Annotated in this window: 16 protein-coding genes; 4 read left to right on the top strand and 12 right to left on the bottom strand. The window is 71.2% G+C overall.

Features of this window, described 5'->3' with window-relative positions:
- Positions 1 to 77 precede the first annotated feature (77 nt).
- Complete coding sequence (locus G4Z16_RS06385; protein WP_197349669.1) at positions 78 to 1,364, top strand: low temperature requirement protein A; 1,287 nt, start codon at positions 78 to 80, stop codon at positions 1,362 to 1,364.
- Between the two features lie 87 nt (positions 1,365 to 1,451).
- Complete coding sequence (locus G4Z16_RS06390; protein ID WP_197349670.1) at positions 1,452 to 1,991, top strand: putative immunity protein; 540 nt, start codon at positions 1,452 to 1,454, stop codon at positions 1,989 to 1,991.
- An 84-nt stretch (positions 1,992 to 2,075) separates the two neighbouring features.
- Here G4Z16_RS06390 and argF read toward each other — a convergent pair whose 3' ends face one another.
- Positions 2,076 to 3,098, bottom strand: coding sequence for an ornithine carbamoyltransferase (gene argF / locus G4Z16_RS06395; protein ID WP_197349672.1), 1,023 nt, complete (start codon positions 3,096 to 3,098; stop codon positions 2,076 to 2,078).
- Between the two features lie 107 nt (positions 3,099 to 3,205).
- Positions 3,206 to 4,438: an arginine deiminase gene (locus G4Z16_RS06400; protein WP_197349674.1), complete on the bottom strand. Its 1,233-nt coding sequence runs from the start codon at positions 4,436 to 4,438 to the stop codon at positions 3,206 to 3,208.
- Positions 4,439 to 4,753: 315 nt separating this feature from the next.
- Between G4Z16_RS06400 and G4Z16_RS06405 the strand changes: the two genes are divergently transcribed.
- Positions 4,754 to 6,532 (top strand): sugar-binding protein, encoded by a 1,779-nt coding sequence (locus G4Z16_RS06405; protein WP_246530710.1) that lies wholly within the window; start codon positions 4,754 to 4,756, stop codon positions 6,530 to 6,532.
- 76 nt (positions 6,533 to 6,608) lie between these two features.
- Here the strand turns inward: G4Z16_RS06405 and mmuM are convergent, their stop codons facing one another.
- The 5 genes from mmuM to G4Z16_RS06430 form a co-directional block, all read right to left on the bottom strand.
- Complete coding sequence (mmuM, locus tag G4Z16_RS06410; RefSeq protein WP_197349676.1) at positions 6,609 to 7,553, bottom strand: homocysteine S-methyltransferase; 945 nt, start codon at positions 7,551 to 7,553, stop codon at positions 6,609 to 6,611.
- Positions 7,550 to 8,464, bottom strand: coding sequence for an LLM class F420-dependent oxidoreductase (locus G4Z16_RS06415; protein ID WP_197349677.1), 915 nt, complete (start codon positions 8,462 to 8,464; stop codon positions 7,550 to 7,552). The genes mmuM and G4Z16_RS06415 overlap by 4 nt, the downstream gene beginning before the upstream one ends.
- A gap of 43 nt (positions 8,465 to 8,507) precedes the next feature.
- Positions 8,508 to 8,981 (bottom strand): DUF6099 family protein, encoded by a 474-nt coding sequence (locus G4Z16_RS06420; protein WP_343070710.1) that lies wholly within the window; start codon positions 8,979 to 8,981, stop codon positions 8,508 to 8,510.
- 102 nt (positions 8,982 to 9,083) lie between these two features.
- Positions 9,084 to 9,413, bottom strand: coding sequence for a nucleotide pyrophosphohydrolase (locus G4Z16_RS06425; protein WP_197354208.1), 330 nt, complete (start codon positions 9,411 to 9,413; stop codon positions 9,084 to 9,086).
- Positions 9,414 to 9,480: 67 nt separating this feature from the next.
- Positions 9,481 to 10,740 carry an AAA family ATPase gene (locus G4Z16_RS06430; RefSeq protein ID WP_197349679.1) on the bottom strand — a complete coding sequence of 420 codons (1,260 nt, stop codon included), beginning with the start codon at positions 10,738 to 10,740 and terminating at the stop codon, positions 9,481 to 9,483.
- Positions 10,741 to 11,260: 520 nt separating this feature from the next.
- Here G4Z16_RS06430 and G4Z16_RS06435 point away from each other — a divergent pair.
- A complete protein-coding gene (locus tag G4Z16_RS06435) occupies positions 11,261 to 12,061 on the top strand; it encodes an SGNH/GDSL hydrolase family protein (RefSeq protein WP_197349681.1) in 801 nt (266 codons plus the stop codon).
- A 107-nt stretch (positions 12,062 to 12,168) separates the two neighbouring features.
- Here the strand turns inward: G4Z16_RS06435 and G4Z16_RS32345 are convergent, their stop codons facing one another.
- The 5 genes from G4Z16_RS32345 to G4Z16_RS06460 form a co-directional block, all read right to left on the bottom strand.
- A complete protein-coding gene (locus G4Z16_RS32345; protein ID WP_246530711.1) occupies positions 12,169 to 14,673 on the bottom strand; it encodes an ABC transporter ATP-binding protein in 2,505 nt (834 codons plus the stop codon).
- Positions 14,674 to 14,706: 33 nt separating this feature from the next.
- Entirely contained in the window at positions 14,707 to 15,903 is a 1,197-nt protein-coding gene (locus G4Z16_RS06445; RefSeq protein WP_197349683.1) for a glycosyltransferase, read from the bottom strand.
- Positions 15,900 to 16,736 (bottom strand): alpha/beta fold hydrolase, encoded by an 837-nt coding sequence (locus G4Z16_RS06450; RefSeq protein ID WP_197349684.1) that lies wholly within the window; start codon positions 16,734 to 16,736, stop codon positions 15,900 to 15,902. Before G4Z16_RS06450 ends, G4Z16_RS06445 begins: the two co-directional genes overlap by 4 nt.
- A 6-nt stretch (positions 16,737 to 16,742) precedes the next feature.
- A complete protein-coding gene (locus tag G4Z16_RS06455; RefSeq protein ID WP_246531227.1) occupies positions 16,743 to 16,997 on the bottom strand; it encodes an acyl carrier protein in 255 nt (84 codons plus the stop codon).
- Positions 16,998 to 17,082: 85 nt separating this feature from the next.
- Positions 17,083 to 21,834 carry a type I polyketide synthase gene (locus tag G4Z16_RS06460; protein WP_281393666.1) on the bottom strand — a complete coding sequence of 1,584 codons (4,752 nt, stop codon included), beginning with the start codon at positions 21,832 to 21,834 and terminating at the stop codon, positions 17,083 to 17,085.
- Between the last annotated feature and the right edge of the window lie 2 nt (positions 21,835 to 21,836).

A 21,836-nucleotide genomic window follows, 5' to 3' on the forward strand; every position in this document is an offset into this window, starting at 1 on the left:
TCGTCCGTCCGACGCTGATGCAGGGCCGCCGCCGAGACCGGGGGGCCGCCGCGTCTCCATGCGGCATCATGCGGCGCATGGGCAACTCTGAACGCTCCGACGACGCCGGCAAGGGCCGGGTGGCACACAGCCTGGTTCCGGTGACCGGCCGGGACCCGGAGGAAAGCGGACGGTCGGCAACACCTCTGGAGCTGCTGTTCGATCTGACCTTCGTGGTCGCGGTCGGCACCGCGGCCACCCACTTCGCGGAGATGCTCGCCGAGGGACACCCCGTGGAGGCGCTCGCCGCGTTCTCGCTGGCGATGTTCGCCATCAGTGTCGCCTGGATCAACTTCAGCTGGTTCGCGTCCGCGTTCGGCACGGACGACTGGCTCCACCGCGTGCTGACGATGGTGCAGATGATCGGGGTCGTCGTCTTCTCACTCGGCCTTCCGGGGATGTTCCACTCGGTCGAGGTGGGCGGACACCTCGAGCTGCGGATGATGGTGCTCGGATACGTCGTGATGCGGATCGCGATGGTGGTCCAGTGGTGGCGCGTGGCGCGGGGGTCCCGCGATTTCGTGAGCGTCGGGATGGCGAACATCCGCTGGACGGCGACCGCGCAGATCGGGTGGATCGCGGTCGGATTCGCGCATCTACCGCTGAGCGTCGTGATCGCCGCCATCATCGCCCTCGGGGCGCTGGAGCTGTTGCTGCCCGTCCTCACTCAGGGCAGCGCGGGCGGGACGCCCTGGCATCCCCACCATGTCGCCGAGCGGTACGGCCTGTTCGCGATCATCACGCTCGGGGAGGGAGTCGTCGGCACGGTCGCCTCCTCGGGCGAACTCTTCGGAGGAGCCGTCGGGACGCACTGGAGCGGGGACGCGATCGCCGTCGTCGTCGCCGGTGTCGGGCTGACCTTCGGCATGTGGTGGACGTACTTCCTCACGCCCTTCGGCGACATCCTGGTCCACCGCCGGCGCCGCGGATACCTCTTCGGCTACGGGCACATCCCTCTCTTCATGGGGATCGCCGGTGCCGGCGCCGGCCTGCACGTGGCAGGTCTGTATCTCGAGCACCACACGGAGCTGGGCCCGGTCCCCGTGGTGCTCTCCCTGGCCGTACCGGTCGGCCTCTACCTGCTGATGGTCTACCTGCTGCACACGCTGCTGCTGTCGGCGGGCGACCCCTTCCACCTGCTGCTGATCTCCGTCACGCTCGCGGTGCTGGCCGTCGCGGTGGGGCTGTCCGCAGCGGGTGTCGGGGTCGCGGCGTGCCTGCTGGTGGTGATGCTCGCCCCGTTCGTCACCGTGGTCGGCTACGAGACGATCGGCCACCGGCATCAGCGGCAGATGCTGGACGGTCTCGCGGTGCGCGGCGACTGACGGCCCGTAGGCGCATGTTGACGGACGGCCCCGGGCCCGTACTCGGCGCGCCCTCGTCGACCACCGCGTCGATGGGAGACTCGGCCGATGACGACCGGCGCCGGTGACTTCGAGCTGACGATGGACGAGTTGCGCGTCGTGGCGCGCTATGTGGTGGAGAGTGCCCAGGAAGTCCTTCCGGTGTTCGAGGAGGGCGTTCCAGGTGATCCCCGCCCCCGTGCAGCCGTTGATGCTGCCTGGGAGTTCGTGAACGGGGCGAGAAGAACCAAGCTGCAGCGGGTCGCCGCGCTGGACGCACACCGCGCAGCGAAGGAAGCACCTGCCGAAGTCGTACGTCTTGCTGCGCGCGCCGCCGGCGATGCCGCAGCTTCCGCGTATCTGCACCCCATCGCGAAGGCCACCCAGGTGGGTCACATCCTGCGCGGGCCCGCGTGCGCAGCGCGCGTGGCCGAGTTGCGTGCGGGCGACGACCCGGACGTCGGGGACAAGTTCCTCGAGCAAGCCGGGCGACGCGCCTCACCGGTCCTCATCGATGTGCTCGGCCGGTATCCGCTCGCGCCGACGGGCAAGGGCCGCGTTGCCCACCTCATGAGCACCTTGGACGCTTACCTGCGCGCATCGCGCTGAAGGATCACCTTCGGGGACGTCACCGGTGCTCGTGATCGACTGGCGCTCACGAAGCCGCGCGTCCTGGATCCGTCGATGGTCGCCCTACGCCCTGTCCGGGGACCCGTCCTCGAGGGTGGCGACGAGCACGGCCTTGATGGTGTGCATCCGGTTCTCCGCCTCGTCGAAGACGACGGAGTGCTCGGCCGATTCGAATACCTCGTCCGTCACTTCCAGGGAGTCCAGGCCGTGCCGTGCGTGGATCTCCCGTCCAACGGCCGTGCCCAGGTCGTGGAAGGCGGGCAGGCAGTGCAGGAACTTCACGTCCGGGTTGCCGGTGGCCCGCAGCACCTCCATGGTCACGGCGTACGGCCGCAGCAGTCCGATGCGCTCGTCCCAGACGTGCTGGGGCTCGCCCATAGAGACCCACACGTCGGTGGCGACGAAGTCGGCGGCGTCCACGCCCTCTTCGACGTCCTCGGTGAGCGATATCCGGGCACCGGTGCGGGCCGCGACGGCGCGTGCCTGCGTGATGACGGGCTCCTCGGGCCACAGCGCACGCGGGGCGACGATGCGCACATCCATGCCGAGCAGGGCGCCGGTGACGAGATAGGAGTTGCCCATGTTGTTGCGGGCGTCGCCGAGGTAGGCGTACGAGGTCTCCGCGAGGGGCTTGGGGCAGTGCTCGGTCATGGTGAGCACGTCGGCCAGCATCTGCGTGGGGTGCCAGTCGTCGGTGAGTCCGTTGTAGACGGGGACGCCGGCGTAGGCGGCGAGCTCCTCGACGACGGCCTGGCCGCTGCCGCGGTACTCGATGCCGTCGTACATGCGGCCCAGGACCCGCGCGGTGTCCCGCGCGGACTCCTTGTGGCCCAGCTGGGAGCCGCTGGGATCCAGATAGGTCGTGCCGGCGCCCTGGTCGGCGGCGGCGACCTCGAAGGCGCAGCGGGTGCGGGTGGAGGTCTTCTCGAAGACCAGCGCGATGGTCCGGCCCCGCAGCCTCTGCTGCTCGGCGCCCGCCTTCTTGGCCACCTTCAGCTCGGCGGCCAGATCGATCAGGTAACGGAACTCCTCGGGCGAGAAGTCCAGTTCCTTGAGAAAGTGGCGGCCCGTGAGGTCTGTCGCCATGAGGGCTCCTAGGTCGCTGGCAGAGGCTGACTGATATCGACCTGGAATTCTATACCGTCGTTCGAATCTCTATACAGTGCACCTGCTCCGTACCGTCGCGGCAGCGCTCAGACCGGGTCCCTCTCCACGGGGCAGCTCATGCACCGCGGTCCGCCCCTTCCCCGGCCGAGCTCGCTGCCGGGGATCTCCAGCACCTCGATGCCCTGCTTGCGCAGGTGCGTGTTCGTGGTGACGTTGCGCTCGTAGGCGAGCACGACGCCCGGTTCGACGGCCAGGACGTTGCAGCCGTCGTCCCACTGCTCGCGCTCGGCGGAGTGCACGTCCTGTGTGGCCGTGAGGACGCGGACGTGGTCCAGCCCGAGGGCCGCCGCGATCGCTCTGTGCATGTGCTCCGGCGGGTGATCCGTCACCTTCAGCTCGTTGGTGCTGCTGCCGGGCTCGATGGTGTACGAGCGGAGCATGCCCAGCCCCTCGTACTGGGTGAAGGTCTCTCCGTCGACCATGGTCATCACGGTGTCCAGATGCATGAACGCACGGCGCTTGGGCATGTCGAGCGCCACGATCGTCCGGGCGGAACCCGCCGCGAAGAGTCCCCGAGCCAGCATCTCCACGGCCTGCGGCGTGGTGCGCTCGCTCATGCCGATCAGCACCGCACCCGAGCCGATGACCAGCACGTCGCCGCCCTCGATGGTCGACGGATACGCGCCCTGACCCTCGGACCACACGTTGAAGGCCGGGCTGTCCGGCCCCGCGAAGAGCGGGTGGTGGAGGTAGATCGCCTCGAAGTGCACGGTCTCGCGCTGACGGGCGGGCCAGCGCATCGCGTTGATCGAGACGCCGTCGTAGACCCACGCGGAAGTGTCGCGCGTGAAGAGGTGGTTGGGGAGCGGGGCGAGGAGGAAGTCGTCCAGATCCATGACGTGGAAGCGGACGGAGGCCGGCTCCTCGTACCCCTCCAGGAACTCGCGCTTGGTCATGCCGCCGACCAGCGCCTCGGTCAGCTCCTTCGTCGGCAACCGGTCGAAGGCGGCACGCAGATGGCCGGTGGCGAGCGGCCCGTACTCCTTCTCGTGGAAGACACGGTCCAGGACGAGGGTGCGGGCCTCGGGGATGTCCAGCGTCTCGGCCAGCAGGTCACCGAAGAGATGCACCGCGACCCCGCGGTCGCGCAGCGCGTCCGCGAGGGCGTCGTGCTCCTGGCGGGCACGGCGGACCCACAGCACGTCGTCGAAGAGGAGGTCGTCCTTGTTCGTCGGCGTGAGGCGCTTCAGCTCCAGGTCGGGACGGTGCAGGATCACGCGGCGCAGCCGTCCGGCCTCTGAATCGACATGGAAACCCATGTCTCCATCCTCGCCGAGGAGGACGTGACGCGCGTAGTGTTTGCGCAAAGGTCTCCACGCCGGAGGGGCGGGACGCAGCGGGCCGTGCCTGTACGGGTACGGCCCGCTGCTATGTCCGGGGTGCCCGGTCACCGGTCCCGGGCAGGTCGTCACGGGCGGCGGATATGGCCTGCGGGCCGCTTGTCCGGAGGGGGAAGATGCCGAAGGGTTGCGGCCGGTAACATCCGCGAGCTGAATACGGGCCGAGGAAGAGGCGGTTTCATCGTGGTCGATCCGGACGGGCGAACCGGCACAGCAGGACCCCCTCGGCGGCTCGTGACGGCCGCCATGGCCTCCGGCCTGGTGGGCGCGGTCTGCACGGCGGGGATCCCCGCCGCGCATGCCGCTGAACGTCCGTCCGCCGGACGCCGCGACCCCGCGCACCACGACGTGCTGTTCGTGAGCGCGCACCCGGACGACGAGGCGGGGAACCTGTCCACCTTCGGCCTGTGGCGTGAACGGCTGGGGCTGCGCACAGGCGTCGTCACCATCACGCGCGGTGAGGGCGGCGGCAACGCCGTCGGCCCGGAGGAAGGCGCACCGCTGGGCATGCTGCGCGAGGGCGAGGAGCGCTCCGCGACCGCGCTCGCGGGCATCGAGAACATCTTCTACCTCGACAAGCCCGACTTCTGGTACACGCTCTCCGCCCCGCTCACCGAGCGGATCTGGCACGAGCGGGACACCTTGGAGCGGATGGTCCGGCTGCTGCGCATGACCACGCCGCACACCGTGGTGACGATGGATCCACGTCCGTTCAACCAGCACGGCGGGCACCAGATGTCGGCGCGGCTGGCGATCGAGGCGTTCTTCCTGGCCGGTGACGAACGGGCCTTCCCCGACCAGATCTCGTGCGAGGGACTGAGGCCGTGGCACCCGCGGCGGCTGCTGTCCCAGAACTACGGCTTCTCGGATCTCCTCGGGCCGGATGCGCCCAAGGAACGCCGCAAGGACCCGGACACGGGCCTGCCCGTCATCGGCGTCTGGTCAGGGCACACGTCGCGCGAGCGCGGGAAGACCTGGGCGCAGGTGGAGCGGGACGCCAGCCGCATGTACCGCAGCCAGGGATGGGCCGCGATGCCGCCCGAGGTTCCCACGGACCCCGAGAAGCTGGGTTCGGACTGGTTCAGCGTGCTGGCGGACAAGGGCCGGGCCGTCGGGGCGCCCGTGCGCGAGCAGGACGAACTCCGGCCCGTGTACGCCGAGTTCCGCAAGTGGACGCGGCGCGTGGGACTGCCGTGGCTGGCCAACAACGCGCAGCCCGACTACCCGGCTCCGCCGTCGACTACCGTTCCCGAAGTGGCCGTGGCTCCCGTCCTGAACGGCGTCGAGGGTGAAGCCGAGTACCCGGGCCCCGAGTTGCGCCTCCGCCACTGGGAGGGCGACGAGGTACCGGCCGCCGACTCCTCGGCGACGGCCAAGATGTCCCGGCACGGAGACGACCTCTACGTGCTCGTCACCGTCACCGACGACCGCGAGGGCACCCGGCTGGAGAAGGAGGACGCCAAGAGGCACTGGCGGACCGACTCCGTCGAGATCACGCTCGACCCCCGCGGCAACGGCGACGACACCTCGGTGACGTTCAAGACCGGCATCTTCCCCTTCACGGACGGAGACGGCGGTCCGGTGGCGGAGCGGGACGCCGACAACCGGCAGGGTCCCGCCGAGAAGACGGCACCCGGGATGCGTGTCGCGGCCGCGGTCGGCGAGCCCTACAAGGGCTACACCGTCGAGGCGAAGATCCCGCTAGGGGAACTGCCCGCCGCGGCGGACCCCGAGCGGTTCGCGGCGAACATCCTCGTCTACGACTCCGACACCCAGGACAAGACGGGCCAGACGCGGCTCGCGTGGTCGCCGTTCGGCAGCGCCCAGGCCGACCCGTATGTCTGGGGCACGGCCCGCCTCGAGGGGTACACACCGCCGGCGGACCGTCCGACAGTCCCCGCCGAACCCGAGATCCCGACGGAGGCGGCACGCAGCGAGGACTCCCCCGCGTCCGTCGAACAGGCACGGCGCACCGGCGTCCCGCTCGGCGGAGGCCCGCGCCCCTGCCGCTGACGCCGGAATGCGGCGGTCACCGTGGGCGGCCCCGAGTCCGCTCTTGTCCGTCAACTGGCCGCCGTCCGCGGCAGATTCAGTCGTCGGACGCCGCCTGGCCGCGGGCCCTCATGGAGGGTTCGCGTGCCAGCTCCGCGATGAGGTCAGGGCCCACTCGGCAGCAGCCGCCGACCAGGCGCGCGCCCCGCTCCACCCAGCCGGCGGCGCGGTCCGCCGACCAGGAGCGGGAGCCGTGCCACTCACGGCCGGGGGCGGCGCTCCACTCCTCGCCGCTGTTGGGGTAGACGACGACCGGCTTGCCCGTCACCTCCGCCGCCCTCCCGACAGCCCGGTCCGCGTCGCCCGGCGCACAGCAGTTGACGCCCACGGCGACGACCTGGTCCTGGCCGGCCGCCGGCGCGAAGGCTTCCTCGATTGGCTGTCCGGCACGGGTGCGGCCACCGGCGATCGTGCAGCTCAGCCACACCGGGATGCCGCAGCCGGCCGCGGCCTGGAGCAGCGCCTCCACCTCGACGGCGTCCGGGACGGTCTCCAGCGCCAGTACGTCCGGTTCCGCCTCTGCCAGGGCCTCGATCCGCGGGCGGTGGAAGGCGGCGAGTTCGCGCACGCTCAGCCCGTATCTGCCCCGGTACTCGCCGCCGTCCGCACGGACCGCGCCGTAGGGACCGACCGAGCCCGCGACCCACACCTCCTCGCCCGCGCCGCAGCGCTCGGCCGCCCGGCGGGCCAGCTCCACGCTGCGGCGGAAGAGCTCCGACGCCTCCCGGCCCCGTGCTCCCGCCCGCGCGAAGCCCTCGAAGGACGCCTGATAGCTGGCCGTGATGAGCACGCGCGCCCCCGCCCGTACATACGCCTCATGTGCGGCCGCGATCTGCCCGGGGTCGTCGCGCAGCAGCCGCGCCGTCCACAACTCGTCGGCCAGGTCGCAGCCTTGGGCCTCGAGCTGGTTGGAGAGCCCGCCGTCCAGGACGAGCGGGCCGCGGGCGAGGGCTGTGCTCAGAGCAATCGCGGGACGGGTCACGACAGCTGAGGGCGCACCTGCTCGGAGACCAGCTGAAGGTGATCCAGATCGTGCGGGTCGAGGAACTGCAGGTAGATGCGGGAGGAACCGGCCTCCTGGTAGCGGCCGATCTTGTCGACGACCTCGGCGGGCGAGCCGGCGAGACCGTTCTCCTTCAGCTCCTCCACGTCCCGTCCGATGACCGCGGCGCGCCGGGCCGTCTCGGCGTCGTCCTTGCCGACGCAGACCACGAGCGCGTTGGAGAAGACGATGTCCCTCCCCGTCTTCTCCGCGGCCGCCCGCACCCGTGCGAACTGCCGCTCGCTGTCCTCGACGGAGGCGAAGGGGATGTTGAACTCGTCGGCGAAGCGCGCGGCGAGAGCCGGCGTGCGGACCTTGCCGTGCCCGCCGATGAGCACGGGCACCCTGGGCTGGGCCGGCTTGGGAAGCGCGGGCGAGTCCTTCAGCGTGTAGTACCTGCCGCGGTAGTCGAACTTCTCTCCGGGCGGCGTCGACCACAGCCCGGTGATGACCTCCAGCTGCTCCTCGAGCCGTCCGAACTTCTCCGCGGGGAAGGGGATGCCGTACGCGGTGTGCTCGTCCTCGAACCAGCCGGTGCCCAGGCCCAGTTCGACCCGGCCGCCCGACATGTCGTCGACCTGGGCGACCTGGACCGCGAGCGGACCGGGCAGCCGGAAGGTCGCCGCGGTCATGAGGGTGCCCAGCCTGATGCGGCTGGTCTCGCGGGCCAGCCCGGCGAGCGTGGTCCAGGCGTCGGTCGGGCCGGGCAGGCCGTCGGAGTCGCCCATGGCCAGATAGTGGTCCGACCGGAAGAACGCGTCGAACTGCAGATCCTCGGCAGCCTTCGCGACGCGCAACAGCGTCTCGTAGCTCGCTCCTTGCTGGGGTTCGGTGAATACGCGCAGCCTCATGACGCCCATCTTGCCTCAACCCCACCGGAGGCCCCTCCCCGCGTCAGGCTGCCGGACCGTGTTCCTGCGCCTCCAGCCTGCGCAGAATGGCCGCCACACACTCCCCTGACTCGTCGGCGGCGTCGATGGCCTCGATGCACTGCCAGTAGACCCCCTCCTCCCTTGCCGAGACGGCCACGAGCACGAGCGCCACACCGGTCTCCGCGAGCAGCCCGCTCAGGTCGGACAGTGCGCACTTGGGGTCCTGGATCTGGGAGAGCCGGTCCGCCCGCACCTCGCGCGTCCCGCCGTCGCGCAGCCCGGGACCCACCGAGGAGTGGCGGGCCTGCTGGCCCGCTTCGCTCAGACCGCGCGCGTCGGCCCGTACCGACTGCGGTCCGCTCGCCGCGAGAAGACGTCCGATCGCCCCGACAAGAGCCTGTACCTGCCATGATTCGGCGACAATCTCTTCCACGGACTCGCACTCGGCGAGCGCGTGGCGGGTGGCCTTGATGAGATGCACCGCATCCAACCTCACCACCTCCCTCCACGCGTCACTACGGAGAGTGACGCCCAATAGGCAAGCAAGCCGGGCAAATTGGGACTGATCCGGGCGTACCGCCTCTCGCGAATACCTCTGTCACTTCATAGAGTGACCGCTTCCGGTAGTCGGGAAACGCTTCTCGTTGCGCTCGATCTTCGCGGCAAGCGCTTTCAGCACGTCGACGCCCAACACCTCGCAGAACTGCAGCAGATACGAGAGGACGTCCGCGACCTCGTCCTCGACCCGGTGGGCGGTCTCCGGACGCTCCATGACGCGGCCCGATTCCTCGGGCGTCAGCCACTGGAAGATCTCGACGAGTTCGCCGGCCTCGACGCTCAGCGCCGCGGCCAGATTCTTCGGCGTGTGGTACTGCTCCCAGTCGCGCGCCTTCGCGAACTCCGCGAGCCTGCGCTGGAGTTGGGACAAAGACACGGGCTCCTGCGGACCGGGCCGCGAGGGCCGGTCGCCGGAGGACGGGGAAGAAGAGGGGAATTCAATCACCCCCCAGGTCTACCAGGGACACGCCCGGGTGCCGCGCGGCCTCGGCAGCCGCAGTGCCCGCATCGCTCACGGCGGCCAGCAGTCTCACGTGCCCCCGCTCCCCCATCCGCACCGCAAGCGCGATCAGTTCGGCCGTCTGCCGTGCGTCCAGTGCCCTGTCCAGCCCGTCGGCAAGGACCGTCATGGCCTGCCTGGCGGGAAGCACCTCCTGCACGGGGTCCATCGACAGCACTCCGGGGCCGGTGAGCAGCACCAGGGCCAGCGCGGCGTAGCGCAACTCGCCGTCGCCCAGCCACTCCAGGGGCGTGCGGTCGCGCGGGTGGCCGGGTCCCCGGTCGGGGCCGACGATCAACGCGCGGACGCGGCCCCTCTCGGACCGCTCGTCCGGGAGGTCGGAGACCAGATCGGCGACCGGACCCGCGAAGCCGGCACTCAGGGCGTCGATGAGATGCCCGTGCCGGATGGCGCACTCCGTGCGGGTGCGGCGCAGCACGGCCGCCAGGTTGTCGCAGCCGCCGCGCAGCAGGGTGTCGGCTGCTGAGACGGGATCGCGCATGGTCTCCGGACGCGGATCGCAGGCGAATGCCGAACGCAGCGCCACCACCACCTGTTCGGCCGCTTCCAACACCCGGCGCTCCTCCTCCGTGCCGCCGGCGACCCGCAGCGGCAGCAGGGCCGTCGCGAGCCTGTCGGCGGGAAGCCGGGCCCTCGTGACACGTCCGGCGCCCGCGCTGTGCCACTCGGCCTGCACAGCGGGGCGGGCCGGGTCGCGCAGGGCCGTGGCAAGCAGGGTGCGTCCGCCGGGAACGGACAACCGCTCCCCCGCGATGCGCAGTTCGGGCTCGGCCTGCACGGCGAGATCGAACCGTACGGGCCCGGCCGGGCCGTCCACCGTGCAGCCGAGCCGGAAGCCGCGCCGCCCCTCCGCGTCGGGACGGGACCGGCTCGGCACGTACGCGCCCGCACCTCCGGACGCACGCCCGAAGACCTCCCCCAGTGCCTCACCGCCGCCGAGCCTTGCCAGCGCCTCGTGCGCCTCCAGGACCGCCGACTTGCCGCTGCCGCTCGGCCCGGTGAGCAGGGTGACCGGCGCGAGGGGGATGGCGCGGTCGCGCAGCGTGCGGAACGAGGAGACGTGCAGGCCGGTCACAACTGCCGCTCTCGACCGGGCCGCGAGGCTTGCCTCTTCGGGACGCTCCGCGGCCGGGCCGGTGTGCGAGCCCTCCCGGGTGCGGTTCTTCGTGACGTGCATGCCCGGACCGTAAGCACCGTCCAGGCAGCGGAACCGTTCCGTCTTGCTCCGTCTCCCCCGAACGAGCGATGTGCGCGGCCAGGGTTGCCCGGGAGCGGTCGCGGCGGGTGGAGTGATGTGCGGGTTGCGAACGCGAAGCCGACCAGGGCCTGCAGGGGCCGTGACGGAAGACGTTGGATCAAGTGACGGGTGCGTGAAGGGTCTTCACGGCAGACAGCGAGGCCGACCGGGCCGGGGGACGCGCACGCACCGGCGGGCGGGCACGGCGACCGCCTTCCGGCACCCGTAATCGCGTCCGCAATTTCCGTTCACAGACCCGGAGAAATCCGCAAAGAAAGTCGCCCGCATTTGCCGGTATTGCCACCTGCCGTGGATCACCGAAACATGATCGAAAATCTTTGAGTTTATCGAAACGTGATCAAAAATTACGTACCCGGCCGTACCCGCGCGAGCAGGGCTGCTGCTATTTCTATGATGTTCTGTTCTGTTCTCATCCCCCACCTTCGGAGAAGACAACTTCATGCGCTCGTTGAAGCTGCTGTTCGCCGCATTGCTTGCGATGGTGGCCATTGCCTTCGTCGCTCCGGGATCACAGGCTGCCGCGGGCAAATATGTGGCCCTTGGCGATTCCTACACCGTGGCTGTAGGAACGAGGACCTACGACAATCCGGACGACGCCTGCCGCCGTGGTCCCACCTCTTACCCGAGGCTCTGGGCAGCGGCGCATCCGGACGTCGGATTCGTGGAAGCGGCGTGTTCGGGCGCCACCACGGCCGATGTCATCAATTCGCAGGTCGGCCAGTTGACGCCGGACACGTCCCTGGTGACGGTGCAGGTCGGCGGCAACGACGTCGGGTTCGTCGACGTGCTGAAGAACTGCATCCTCACCGCGGACGACGCCGACTGCATTGCCGGCGTCGAGGCGGCGAAGGCTGCCGCCACCAGCACACTGTCGCCGGCGCTTTCCCAGACGTACTCGGCCGTGCGTGCCGCGGCACCGTCCGCGAAAGTGATCGTCGTCGGATATCCGCGTCTCTACACAATTGGAGGTGACTGCGGCATTCTCGGTCTCAGTGACAAGGAGCGGACAGCGCTGAACTCCGCGGCCGACACACTCGCCGAGATCATGTCCGCGCGGTCGAAGGAAGCCGGATTCACTTTCCTGGACGCGCGGCCGGTTTTCGACCCGCACACCATCTGCTCGAACGGCGATGAATGGGTCACCAGTCTGGAGTGGGACAAGCTCAACGAGTCCTACCACCCCAATACGGCAGGACACCGGGACGGCTACCTCGCCGCCCTGAACCCGCTCATGGGCTGACCGTCCGGGGGTTTCCTCCGGCAGAGAAAGTGAAGGGCGTCCGTCGTACTCGGCGGGCGCCCTTCATGTTCGAAGTACCTGCGCAGGGCCTGGAGTTGCTCGTGCGATCAGCGGTGCGGAGGTCCGCCCGGCGACGTGACGCGGCGGTCCTGCGGAGGGTCGGCCGATGGCCCCGGACCCGTTCCCTGCACGGGACCCGTTCCCTGCACGGGCCGTTGACCGCCACGGACGCCCGGGGCACCCGCGGGCGCGGCACCCGGCCCGCCACCGTGCGTACCACCCGGCATACGTGCACCGCCTTGATCGGCGGGAGGACGCCCGGCTCCGGGGCCACCGGGCACACCGCTCTGCGTGCCACCCGGCATACGAGCGCCTCGTTGGTCGGCGGGCCGCCCGGCACCCGGACCACCCGGCACACCACCCGGTCCACCGCCCTGCGTGCCACCGGGCACGCGAACGCCGCCGTTGCCGCCGCCCGTGCCGGTGCCCTGCGCGCCGGCGGGCGCTCCCCCATCGGCAGGTCGGCCCGGCTTCGCGCCGCCCTTCGTGTCCGCTCCGCCCTCTTCACCCACGAGCATCTGGGACGCGGCGAGTTCGCGGTACAGAGGGTCGGACTTGACCAGTTCCTCATGGCTGCCGAGCGCACGGATCTCGCCGTGCTCCATCACGACGATCTGGTCGGCATGGGTCACGGTCGACAGCCGGTGCGCAATGAGGATGACGGTGCACCGCCGGGCCGCCTGGTCCACCGCCTCGCGCAGCGCCTGCTCGTTGCGCGCGTCGAGCTGGGCGGTAGCCTCGTCCAGCAGCAGCACCTCCGGCTTGCGCAGCAACGCCCGTGCGATCGCGAGCCGTTGGCGCTCACCGCCCGAGAGGGAGACGCCGCGGTTGCCCACCTCGGTACGCAGCCCGTCCGGCAGGCGGCTGATCAGCGCGTCGAGCCGCGTCACGCGCAGGGCCTCGGCGATGTCCGCCGGAGTCGCGTTCGTCGCCGAGTACTTGAGGTTGTCCTCCAGCGTGCCCGCCATCACCGGGGAGTCCTGCTCGACGTAGGCGATGCGGCGGCGCACCTCGGCCCGCCGCATGCTCTCGATGTCGACCCCGTCGATGATGATCTGACCGGCTGTCGGGTCGTAGAAGCGCTGGAGCAGAGCGAACATGGTGGTCTTGCCCGCGCCGGAGAGACCGACGAGTGCCGTCTGCGTTCCGCCGGGGATGGTGTACGAGATGCCCTTCAGCGCCATGCCGCGTCCGGGGTAGCCGAAGCGCACGTCGCGGAACTCGATGGTGGGCGGCCTGCGCACACCCGCGGCCCGCGCGCCGATGACCTTCAGTTTCATCGTCGAGGACGGGCTGCCCTGCGGTCCCTCTTCCCCGTCCATGTAGCCGTCGGCGAGGCCGTTCATACGGCCGTCGGGCCGTCCGTTCGCCCTGCCGTTCGCGCCGGGGCTCGACGGATGCCGCGGCATGTGGTCCTGGGGGGCCTGCGGCGGCACGTGGTCCTGCGGCATCTCGTCGACGTCGGCCTCGACGCCCATCCGCTTGATCTGCTCGATGCGCCCCACCGCGCCCAGCCCCTGCTGGAGCATGCCCAGTCCGGCGACGAGGGAGCCGATCGGGCTCGCCAGGTAGAAGACGTAGAGCAGGAAGGCGATCAGCTGGGGGGTCTTGAGGTCCCCCGAGGCAACCAGCGCACCGCCGACGCCGAGCACCGCAAGGAACGCCGCCTGGATGGAGACACCGGAGAGGATCTTGACGAGCGCTACGTACTTGGCCCCCACGAGGCCCGCCTTGTAGGCGCCGTCGATGGCCTTGTCGGCGACCTCCGTCTCCCGGTCCTCCGCGCCGTTGGCCTTCACCGTGCGGGCGGCGCCGAGCGTGCGGTCCAGCGCCGAACCGACGGCACCGATCGACTCCTGGGCGCGGGCGACCGCCTTGCGGATGCGCGGCAGGATGCCGCCCATGATCAGGCCGACCGCCACCAGCACGCCCACGGTCACGCCGAGCAGCGGCAGGTGCACGATCCCCATGAGCACTGCGGCACCGGCGATGCTGAGGATGCCGTTGGCGATCATCACCAGGCCCTCGGTGGCGGCGTTCTGCAGCAGCGTGCTGTCGGAGGTCACGCGGGCGATGAGGTCGCCCGGCGGACGCCGGTCGAGTTCGGGTACGCGCAGCCTGATCAGCCGGAAGACGAGGTCCTGCCTCACGCGCCGCACGACCCGCTCCGATGTGCGCTGCTGCCACCACGACTGGAGGCCCGTCAGCCCCGCGCCGGCCACCACCAGGGCACCGAGCAGGATGACGGGACCCTTCACATCGCCCTCGCCGGAGAGGGAGGTGAGGACCTGCTGCGCGACGAGCGGCTGCATCAGGCCCGCCCCGCTGGAGGCGAGCACCAGCAGCAGCGTCGCGAACAGGACGAGACGGTGGGGACGGGCGTACCCCATCAGCACGCGCAGCGGCGCGCGCTTGCGGTGGTCGATCCGCAGCACGCTCGCCCGCGGGTCGCCGGGCCGCTCGGGCGCGGTCGGATACTGCGGTGGCGGAGCCTGGGGCTGGGAGCCCTTGAAGAACCCGAAGGGCTCGTGGGGTCCGGGAGCCGTCGTCATGTGCCGTCCTACAGGTCGCTGTTCGGGCGGGAGTCAGCCTGCTGCCTGGTAGTTCGCCGCCTGGGCGGCGACGCGGTCGAGGTGGTCCGCGGCAGCCCGCGCACCACCGGCCTCACGGAAGGAGCGGCCGATCGACTCGGCCGCCGCCCTGTGGCCGCCCGCCGGATCGAGTACGGAGGTGACCGCCGCGGCCAGCCGGGGAGCGTCGACCCGGTTGAAGCGCACCCGCACTCCGGCGCCGGCGTCGACGACCTGCCCCGAGACGATCGGCTGGTCGTCCCTGATCGGTGCGAGGACGAGCGGTACGCCGTGCCAGAGCGATTCGCACACGGTGTTGTGGCCGCCGTGGCACACGACGGCGTCGAGGTGGGGAAGCAGGTCGAGCTGCGGCACGTACTCGCGCACCAGCAGCTCCGACTTGGGCCGCTTCGCCGGCCCTTCGAGCAGGCCGCCGGGGTCGACGACGATGCCCTGCACCGTCTCGCGCATGCTCTCCAGCGCGGCGACGGCCTCCCCCAGGAACCGCCCGCCGGCATCCGCGTTGGCCGTGCCCAGGGTGACCAGGACCTTGCGCCGCCCCGGGTCCAACTCCTCGTAGGGGAAGTCGCATTGCGATGCCCGCGGGGCGATCGCCGGGCCCACCATGTGCACGCCGTCCCAGGGCAGCGGGGCGTCCCCGAGCAGCGCGCGGCCGGTGAAGGCGACGATGCCGTGCGGGGAGAAACGAGGGTCGTCGCTTCGCCGCACGTCACCGAACTCGGCGCGCAGCGAGGCGAAGATGCCCTTGAGCCACGCGTCCACCTTCGGCATCGAGGAAAGCGGGTCGGTGAGTTCGGCCGAGGTGGTCACCGACGTCACGTACGGGATGCCGTGCCGTTCGGCCACCAGCGCGCCGGCGACGGCGTGCTGGTCCGCCACGACGACGTCCGGGCCGAACTCGCGTACTGCGGCGTCGACGCCGGGCGCCATGAGCCCGGCCAGCGGCGCGAAGAAGTCCTCCCACAGGAAGCGGAAGGCCGCGGGCCCGGCCAGCTTCGGCGGCCTCGCGATGTCGCTGTCCGGCATCCGCGTCTCGTGGACCTCGGTGTCCGGTCCGGCCAGGCGCCGGATCAGGTCGCCGTACCCGGCCCAGGCCACCCGGTGGCCCCTGCCGGTGAGTTCATCGGCGACCCCCAGCAGCGGGTTGGTGTGCCCGACCAGCGGGGGGACGACGAAGAGGAAGCGAGTCACCGTACGGCCTCTGCCAGTTCGTGCCCGGCCGCCCTCTTCTCGGCCTCGTCGTGCTCGAGTATCCAGTCCAGGAGCAGGTCGCGCGTCTCCTTGGTGCGCTCCACCAGGACGGAGTGACCCTGGTCGGGCAGGACGACGGTCCGGCAGCGTTCCAGCGCGCTCTCGAACAGGGGGACCTGGGCGACGAGCCCCGACTCCTCACCGAAGATGGCCAGCACCGGGCAGGTGATCGCCGACAGGTCGTCGTCTATGACGCGTCCGCTCCACACCTCCGCGCCCAGCGTCGTGGAGTTGAGGATGCGGCCCGCGACGCGCGAGAGGCGCGCGGTCTGCGCACCACGGTTCTCCTTGATCCACTCGATGACGTCCTCGTTGACGAGGTGCTCCTTGGCGAGGGCGAGCCCGTTGGCCATGTGCTCGGTCCACCTGGGGACGGGCGGCTCCGCCTCGATCAGGGTGAGGGTCGCGATCCGCTCCGGGTACCAGGCCGCTGCCCCGGCTGCGACCGTCCCTCCGAAGGAGTTGCCCACGACGTGCACCCGCCGGTGCTCACCGAGCGCGTCGAGCAGTGCGACGAGGTCGTCGACGAAGCACTCCACCTGGTAGCCGCTCTCCGGCCGGTCGCTGCGGCCGTGCCCACGCAGGTCATACATGATCACGTCGATGCCGGCCGCCGCGAACGCGGGCCCGAGCGTGAAGTAGTAGCTGGCCAGGCTGTCGGTCAGCAACCCGTGCACGAACACCACGACAGGCGGCTCCCCCTGCTGCCCCTCGCGCTCGGCGGCGGGGAGGCGCTGCACATGGGTGGTGATCTCTCCGGTACGGATCTTCATCCCGGATCAGCCCGCTTCCGTGGAGCGCAGCGACGCGACGACGAAGTCCACCAACTGCCCGACGGTGAGCGCGATGATCTCGTCGAGTTCGAGATCGGCCACGAACTCGGCGAAGTTGACGCGGTCCCCGTAGTGCTCGCGCAGTGAACCCGAGAGCGTCACCAGGTCGATGCTCTCCAGCTCCAGGTCGTCGTGGAAGGTGGTCTCCCTCCCGATCTCGGCCTCGTCGAAGCCGTACTCCTCGAGCAGTTCACGCAGCATGCCGGCGATGTCCGCCAGGACGTCCCCCGGTTCGGCTCCGGCCTGCGCCTGGTCGTGCGGCTGCGCAGGCGCGAACCCGGTCGCGTCAGTGGTCATCTCGCACTCCTGATTCCTCGTAGGCGGCCGCCCAGGCGACCACATACCGCCGCTCGGGCAAGCCCGGCGGATTCGATGTTTCCCGCACCCGCACCTCGTACGAGTCGCCCCCGTGACACACCCGGAGCCGGTCGTTGTCCGCCGAGACCACCTGGTAGTCGGACGGACGGCCCCTCAGCCCGGTGCCACGCAGCTTCGCGACGGCTTCCTTCGCCGCCCACATGCGCGTGAACCAGACCTCCTCACTCCCGGGACTCTCCGCGCCGTGCTCCGGCCCGCCCTCCGACAGGCCGCGCAGCAGGGCGAGTTCCTCCGCACCGCAGGCCGCCTCGACGGTGGCCTGCGGACGGGCCGTGATCTCCTCCACGTCGATGCCGCACGGGCCGCGGCGTGCGATCGCGACACCGCACTCGCCGCGGTGCGCGATGGAGACCGTCATCTCCCCGACGGTGCGCCCGTGCACGCCGCGGACGAAGGGCCTGCCCTCGTCGTCGTTGTGCACGGAGACCTCCGCCGGGTAGACGTCGCCGGCGCCTTCCGCCCACAGCACGCCGCGCACGGCGTCCTTGGCGGCGATCCTGCCGAGCAGGAACTGCCGTCTGCGGACGGGGGGAAGCGCCGCGTAGCCCGCACGCTCCTCACCGCCGAGCATGTTGCGCATCACCAGTTCGCGCGTGGCCAGGTCCGGCCAGCGCTCGTGCACCAGCGACCAGCCTTCAGGCTGCTGTGCGGAGAGCGTGTTGCAGCCGGGGAAGCGGTCGACGGCGCGGATGCCCGCGTCGGTGTCGAAGCGGCGGTCCGTCCAGCCCTTCAACTCCGCCCACACACGGCCTTCGTGGAGGAGCTGCATGTCGGCGGTGAGCGAGCTGTCGGTGACGCCGGTGATGCGTATGGAGCAGGTCAGGCGCTCGCCCACGCCGGGCTCGGGGCCGTGGAAGCGTATGTGGTTCACGCTCACCGGGAAGACGGTCGTGCGCTCGGTGAGCGTCGCCATGATCCAGTAGCCCAGTATCTGGCCGACGTTGTCCAGCAGCGAGCCCGGCGCCTCGGGCGCGGTGATCACGCCCCGTACGTGCCTGTCGCCGATGGCCGTCAGTTCGGTCACGCCCTGGAACCGCGGCCCGTGGAACATCCACCGCTCGGTGTAGAGCTGTTCGGCACGCATGTCCGGTGCGCGGTCCGCGGACGGGTCGACCGGCCACGGCGCCTGGGGGACCCCCCGGACGGAGTCTGGGGGAAGGTCGTGGCGGGGGGCGAGCTCGACGACGGCGCGCGAGGAGCCCGTCAGCTCGACCTCCAGCTCGGCGGGCGCGGTCCGGCGGACGGCGACCGGGACGTCGTGAGCGGGGACGGCCTCGATCCACTTCAGCAGCCTCACATCGCGCAGACCGACCGCGCGCATGCCCGGCACGGCGCGTTCCGCGATCTCCATGAGGTGCTTGATCACGGTGGTGGCGGGCACGATCGGCCAGCTGTCGGCGATGTCGGGCCAGCCGGGGCGCTGCCGGAAGAAGCAGTGGTCGACCAGGTACGGCATCTCCTCCACGCCCACGCGGAGCACGGACGGCACCGGCGCCAGGGCCTGTTGAGCCTCCGGTACCGGGGGCGCCGACGGCGTGGTGGATGCGGGCGGTGCCGTGCGCTCCCGGCCCTGCGGGCGTGAGGGCGGTGCCGGTGAAGGACCGCGACGCCCGGGCGGGCCGCCCGCAGGACCCCGGTGTGCGGGACGTGCGGCCGGCACGCGGCGGCGGGCTCCGGCACCGATCACGTCGGCGGCGGCGGAGGCCGTGTCGTGCAGGAGCGCGGAGAGTTCGGCGGCCAGCGGATTGCCCGAGCCCGCCCGGTCCAGCCGCGCCATCGAGGCGGAGGCGAGCGCCGCGGCGGGGGCCGGCGCCGCGGTGACCGGTTCCGCGTGGGCGGTCGCCGCCGCACCGACCGCTCCGGAGAGGCTTCCGTGAACCGATTCGGGCAGGGACACCAGCGCCCCGTCGAGGTCCAGCCGCATGCCCGGACGGCGCGCGGAGGACTTGACCTGCTTCGACTCGCTCCTGTCGGCACGCTCGGAACCCAGCAGCGGCCGCACGTCCGGTGCGGCGCCCTCGACCCACAGCGCGGTGACGACGCGGCGCAGCTGGGCGAGGCTGTCCCGGGTGCCGGCGTGTGCGGAGACGACGAGGCGGTCGCACCCGGAGAGGGTGTCGTCGATGAGGGAGCCGAGCTGCCCGGCTCCGAGCGTGATGAACGCGCGGTGCCCGGCGTCGTACATGGCCAGGATCATCTGCCGGAAGCGCACGGGTTCCAGCAGGTGCCGTACGAACAACTCCCGTATCTCGTCGGGGCCCTCGGGATAGGGGGAGGCGGTGGTCGCGGACCACACGGGTGTCGTCTGCGGGTGCAGGCGGTAGGCCTCCGCCGCTTCGCGGATCGGCCCGAGGTATGGGGCGAGCATCGGCGTGTGGAACCCGGAGCGGAAGGGCAGCACCTGGCTGATCACTCCGCGGGACCGCATGCGCAGCACGATCGCCTCGACGGCTTCCTCGGCGCCGCAGATCATCGACTGGTTCGGGGCGTTGTCGTGGGAGAGCACGACGTCGTTGCGTCCATTGAGCTCCGCGAGGACATCCTCGGCAGGCATGCCGAGCACGCCGAAGACGGCTCCCGGCACGCGCAGCGCGTCGGGGTCGAACCCGGCGAGGAACGCGTCGACCTCGTCGGCCGCGTGGATGCCGCCGCACGCCATCGCCGTCCACTCGCCCACGCTGTGCCCGGCGACCGCGTCGGGCACGACTGCGAGCTTGCGCAGTGCCGCGTCGAGGATCCTGCCGAGCTGGAAGACGGCGGCACCGTGCCGTCCGACGTCGCCCACCTCCGCGTCCTTGCCGAAGGAGAAGTCCAGCCCGAACCGCTCGGCCAGTCCGTCGGCCCTGGGGTCGAACTCGGCCTCCAGTCCGGGGAAGACGAACGCGGTGCGCCCTCCCGCGGGGCCGAGTATCGGGCGGGGGCTGAACCACACGTCGCTGCGGCCGGACCACGGCACGCCCTTGGCGACGGCCTTGCGTGCGAGCTTCAGGCGGCGCGCCGTCGGGTCGACGATGCCCAGCCGGCACCGTGCGGTCACGGGGGTGAGTTCGTCGAGGCCGAGCGCCAGTACCGACGCGTCGTCGCGCTCCAGCAGGTCCGCCAGCGCCTCCGGGCCGTCGGCCGCCAGCCGCAGCACCCGCTCGGGTTCCTCGACCTGCGCCGTGGCCGTCGGGGTCGTGCGGGCAGGGGCCTTCCCGTCTGCGGGGCGCGTCGCCGGCTGCTCCAGTACGACGTGGGCGTTGATGCCGCCGAAGCCGAAGGCGTTGACGGCCGCCCGGCGCGGGGTGCCGTCCAGGGGTTCCTCCCAGGCGCGTGCCTCGGCGAGCGGGGAGAAGCGGGTACGGGCCAGGGCGGGGTGGGGGTCGTCGCAGTGCAGCGTCGGGGGCAGCACCCCGTGGTGCACGGCGAGTGCGGCCTTGATGAGTCCGGCTATGCCCGCGGCGGGCATGGTGTGCCCGATCATCGACTTCACCGAGCCGATGACCGCGCCGCTGCCGTTCTGCTCCGCGCCGGTGCCCCCGGGGGCCGTTTCGGTGCCGAACACCTCGGCGAGCGTGGTCAGTTCGGCCTCGTCGCCCGCGGGTGTCGCGGTGCCGTGCGCCTCCAGCAGCCCGATCGAGCCGGGTGCGAGCGGGTCGAGTCCGGCGGCGTCCCACGCCTGACGCACGGCACGCACCTGGCCGCCGGGGTCGGGGTTGAACAGGCTGGCCGAACGGCCGTCGCTGGCCACGCCCGTGCCGCGCACGACGGCGTAGATCCGGTCGCCGTCGCGTTCGGCGTCGGCGAGGCGCTTGAGCACCACGATTCCGGTGCCCTCGCCGATGAGGACTCCGTCCGCGCCGCGGTGCAGGGGGCGTATCCGCTGGCTCCGCGAGAGCGCGCCGAGCTGGCTGAAGACGGACCACAGCGTGATGTCGTGGCAGTGGTGCACTCCGCCCGCGAGCATGATGTCGCAGCGTCCGGCGTCGAGTTCGCGGACCGCGTGGTCGACGGCCACGAGCGACGAGGCGCACGCGGCGTCGACGGTGTAGGCGGGGCCGCGCAGGTCCAGCCGGTTCGCGACACGCGAGGCCGCCAGGTTGGGCACCAGGCCGATGGCCGACTCCGGTGCCTCGGGCCCGAGTTGGGCGGCGAAGGCCGAGCGCACCTCTTCCAGCCGGTCCTCGCCCAGTTCGGGCACCAGCTCGCGGAGTGTGCGCACGACCTGGTTGCTCGTACGCACGCGCTGGTCGAGCCGGACCAGGCCGGGCGTGAGGTATCCGCCGCGGCCCAGCACGACGCCCGCCCGCTGCCGGTCCTCCGGCAGCGCACCGTCCCCGCCGGCGTCCTCGATGGAGCGGTTGGCCACATCGAGGGCGATCAGCTGATCGGGCTCGGTCCCGGGCACCGAGTTGGGCATGATGCCGAACCGCGTCAGGTCGAACTCGGCGGTGTCGTCGATGAATCCGCCGCGCCGGCAGTAGACGCGGTCGGCGCGCCGTGGCCCGTCGGCCGCGTAGAACTCCTCGTCCCAGCGGCCTTCGGGCACATCGGTGATCGCGTCGACGCCGCCGACGATGTTCTGCCAGTAGCGGTCCAGATCGCCGGCGCCCGGGAAGAGAGCGGCCATGCCGACGATCGCGACGGGAGTGCGGGACGAACCCCGCTCAGGGGTGGACACGG

It is taken from the genome of Streptomyces bathyalis (assembly GCF_015910445.1).
Taxonomy (GTDB): domain Bacteria; phylum Actinomycetota; class Actinomycetes; order Streptomycetales; family Streptomycetaceae; genus Streptomyces; species Streptomyces bathyalis.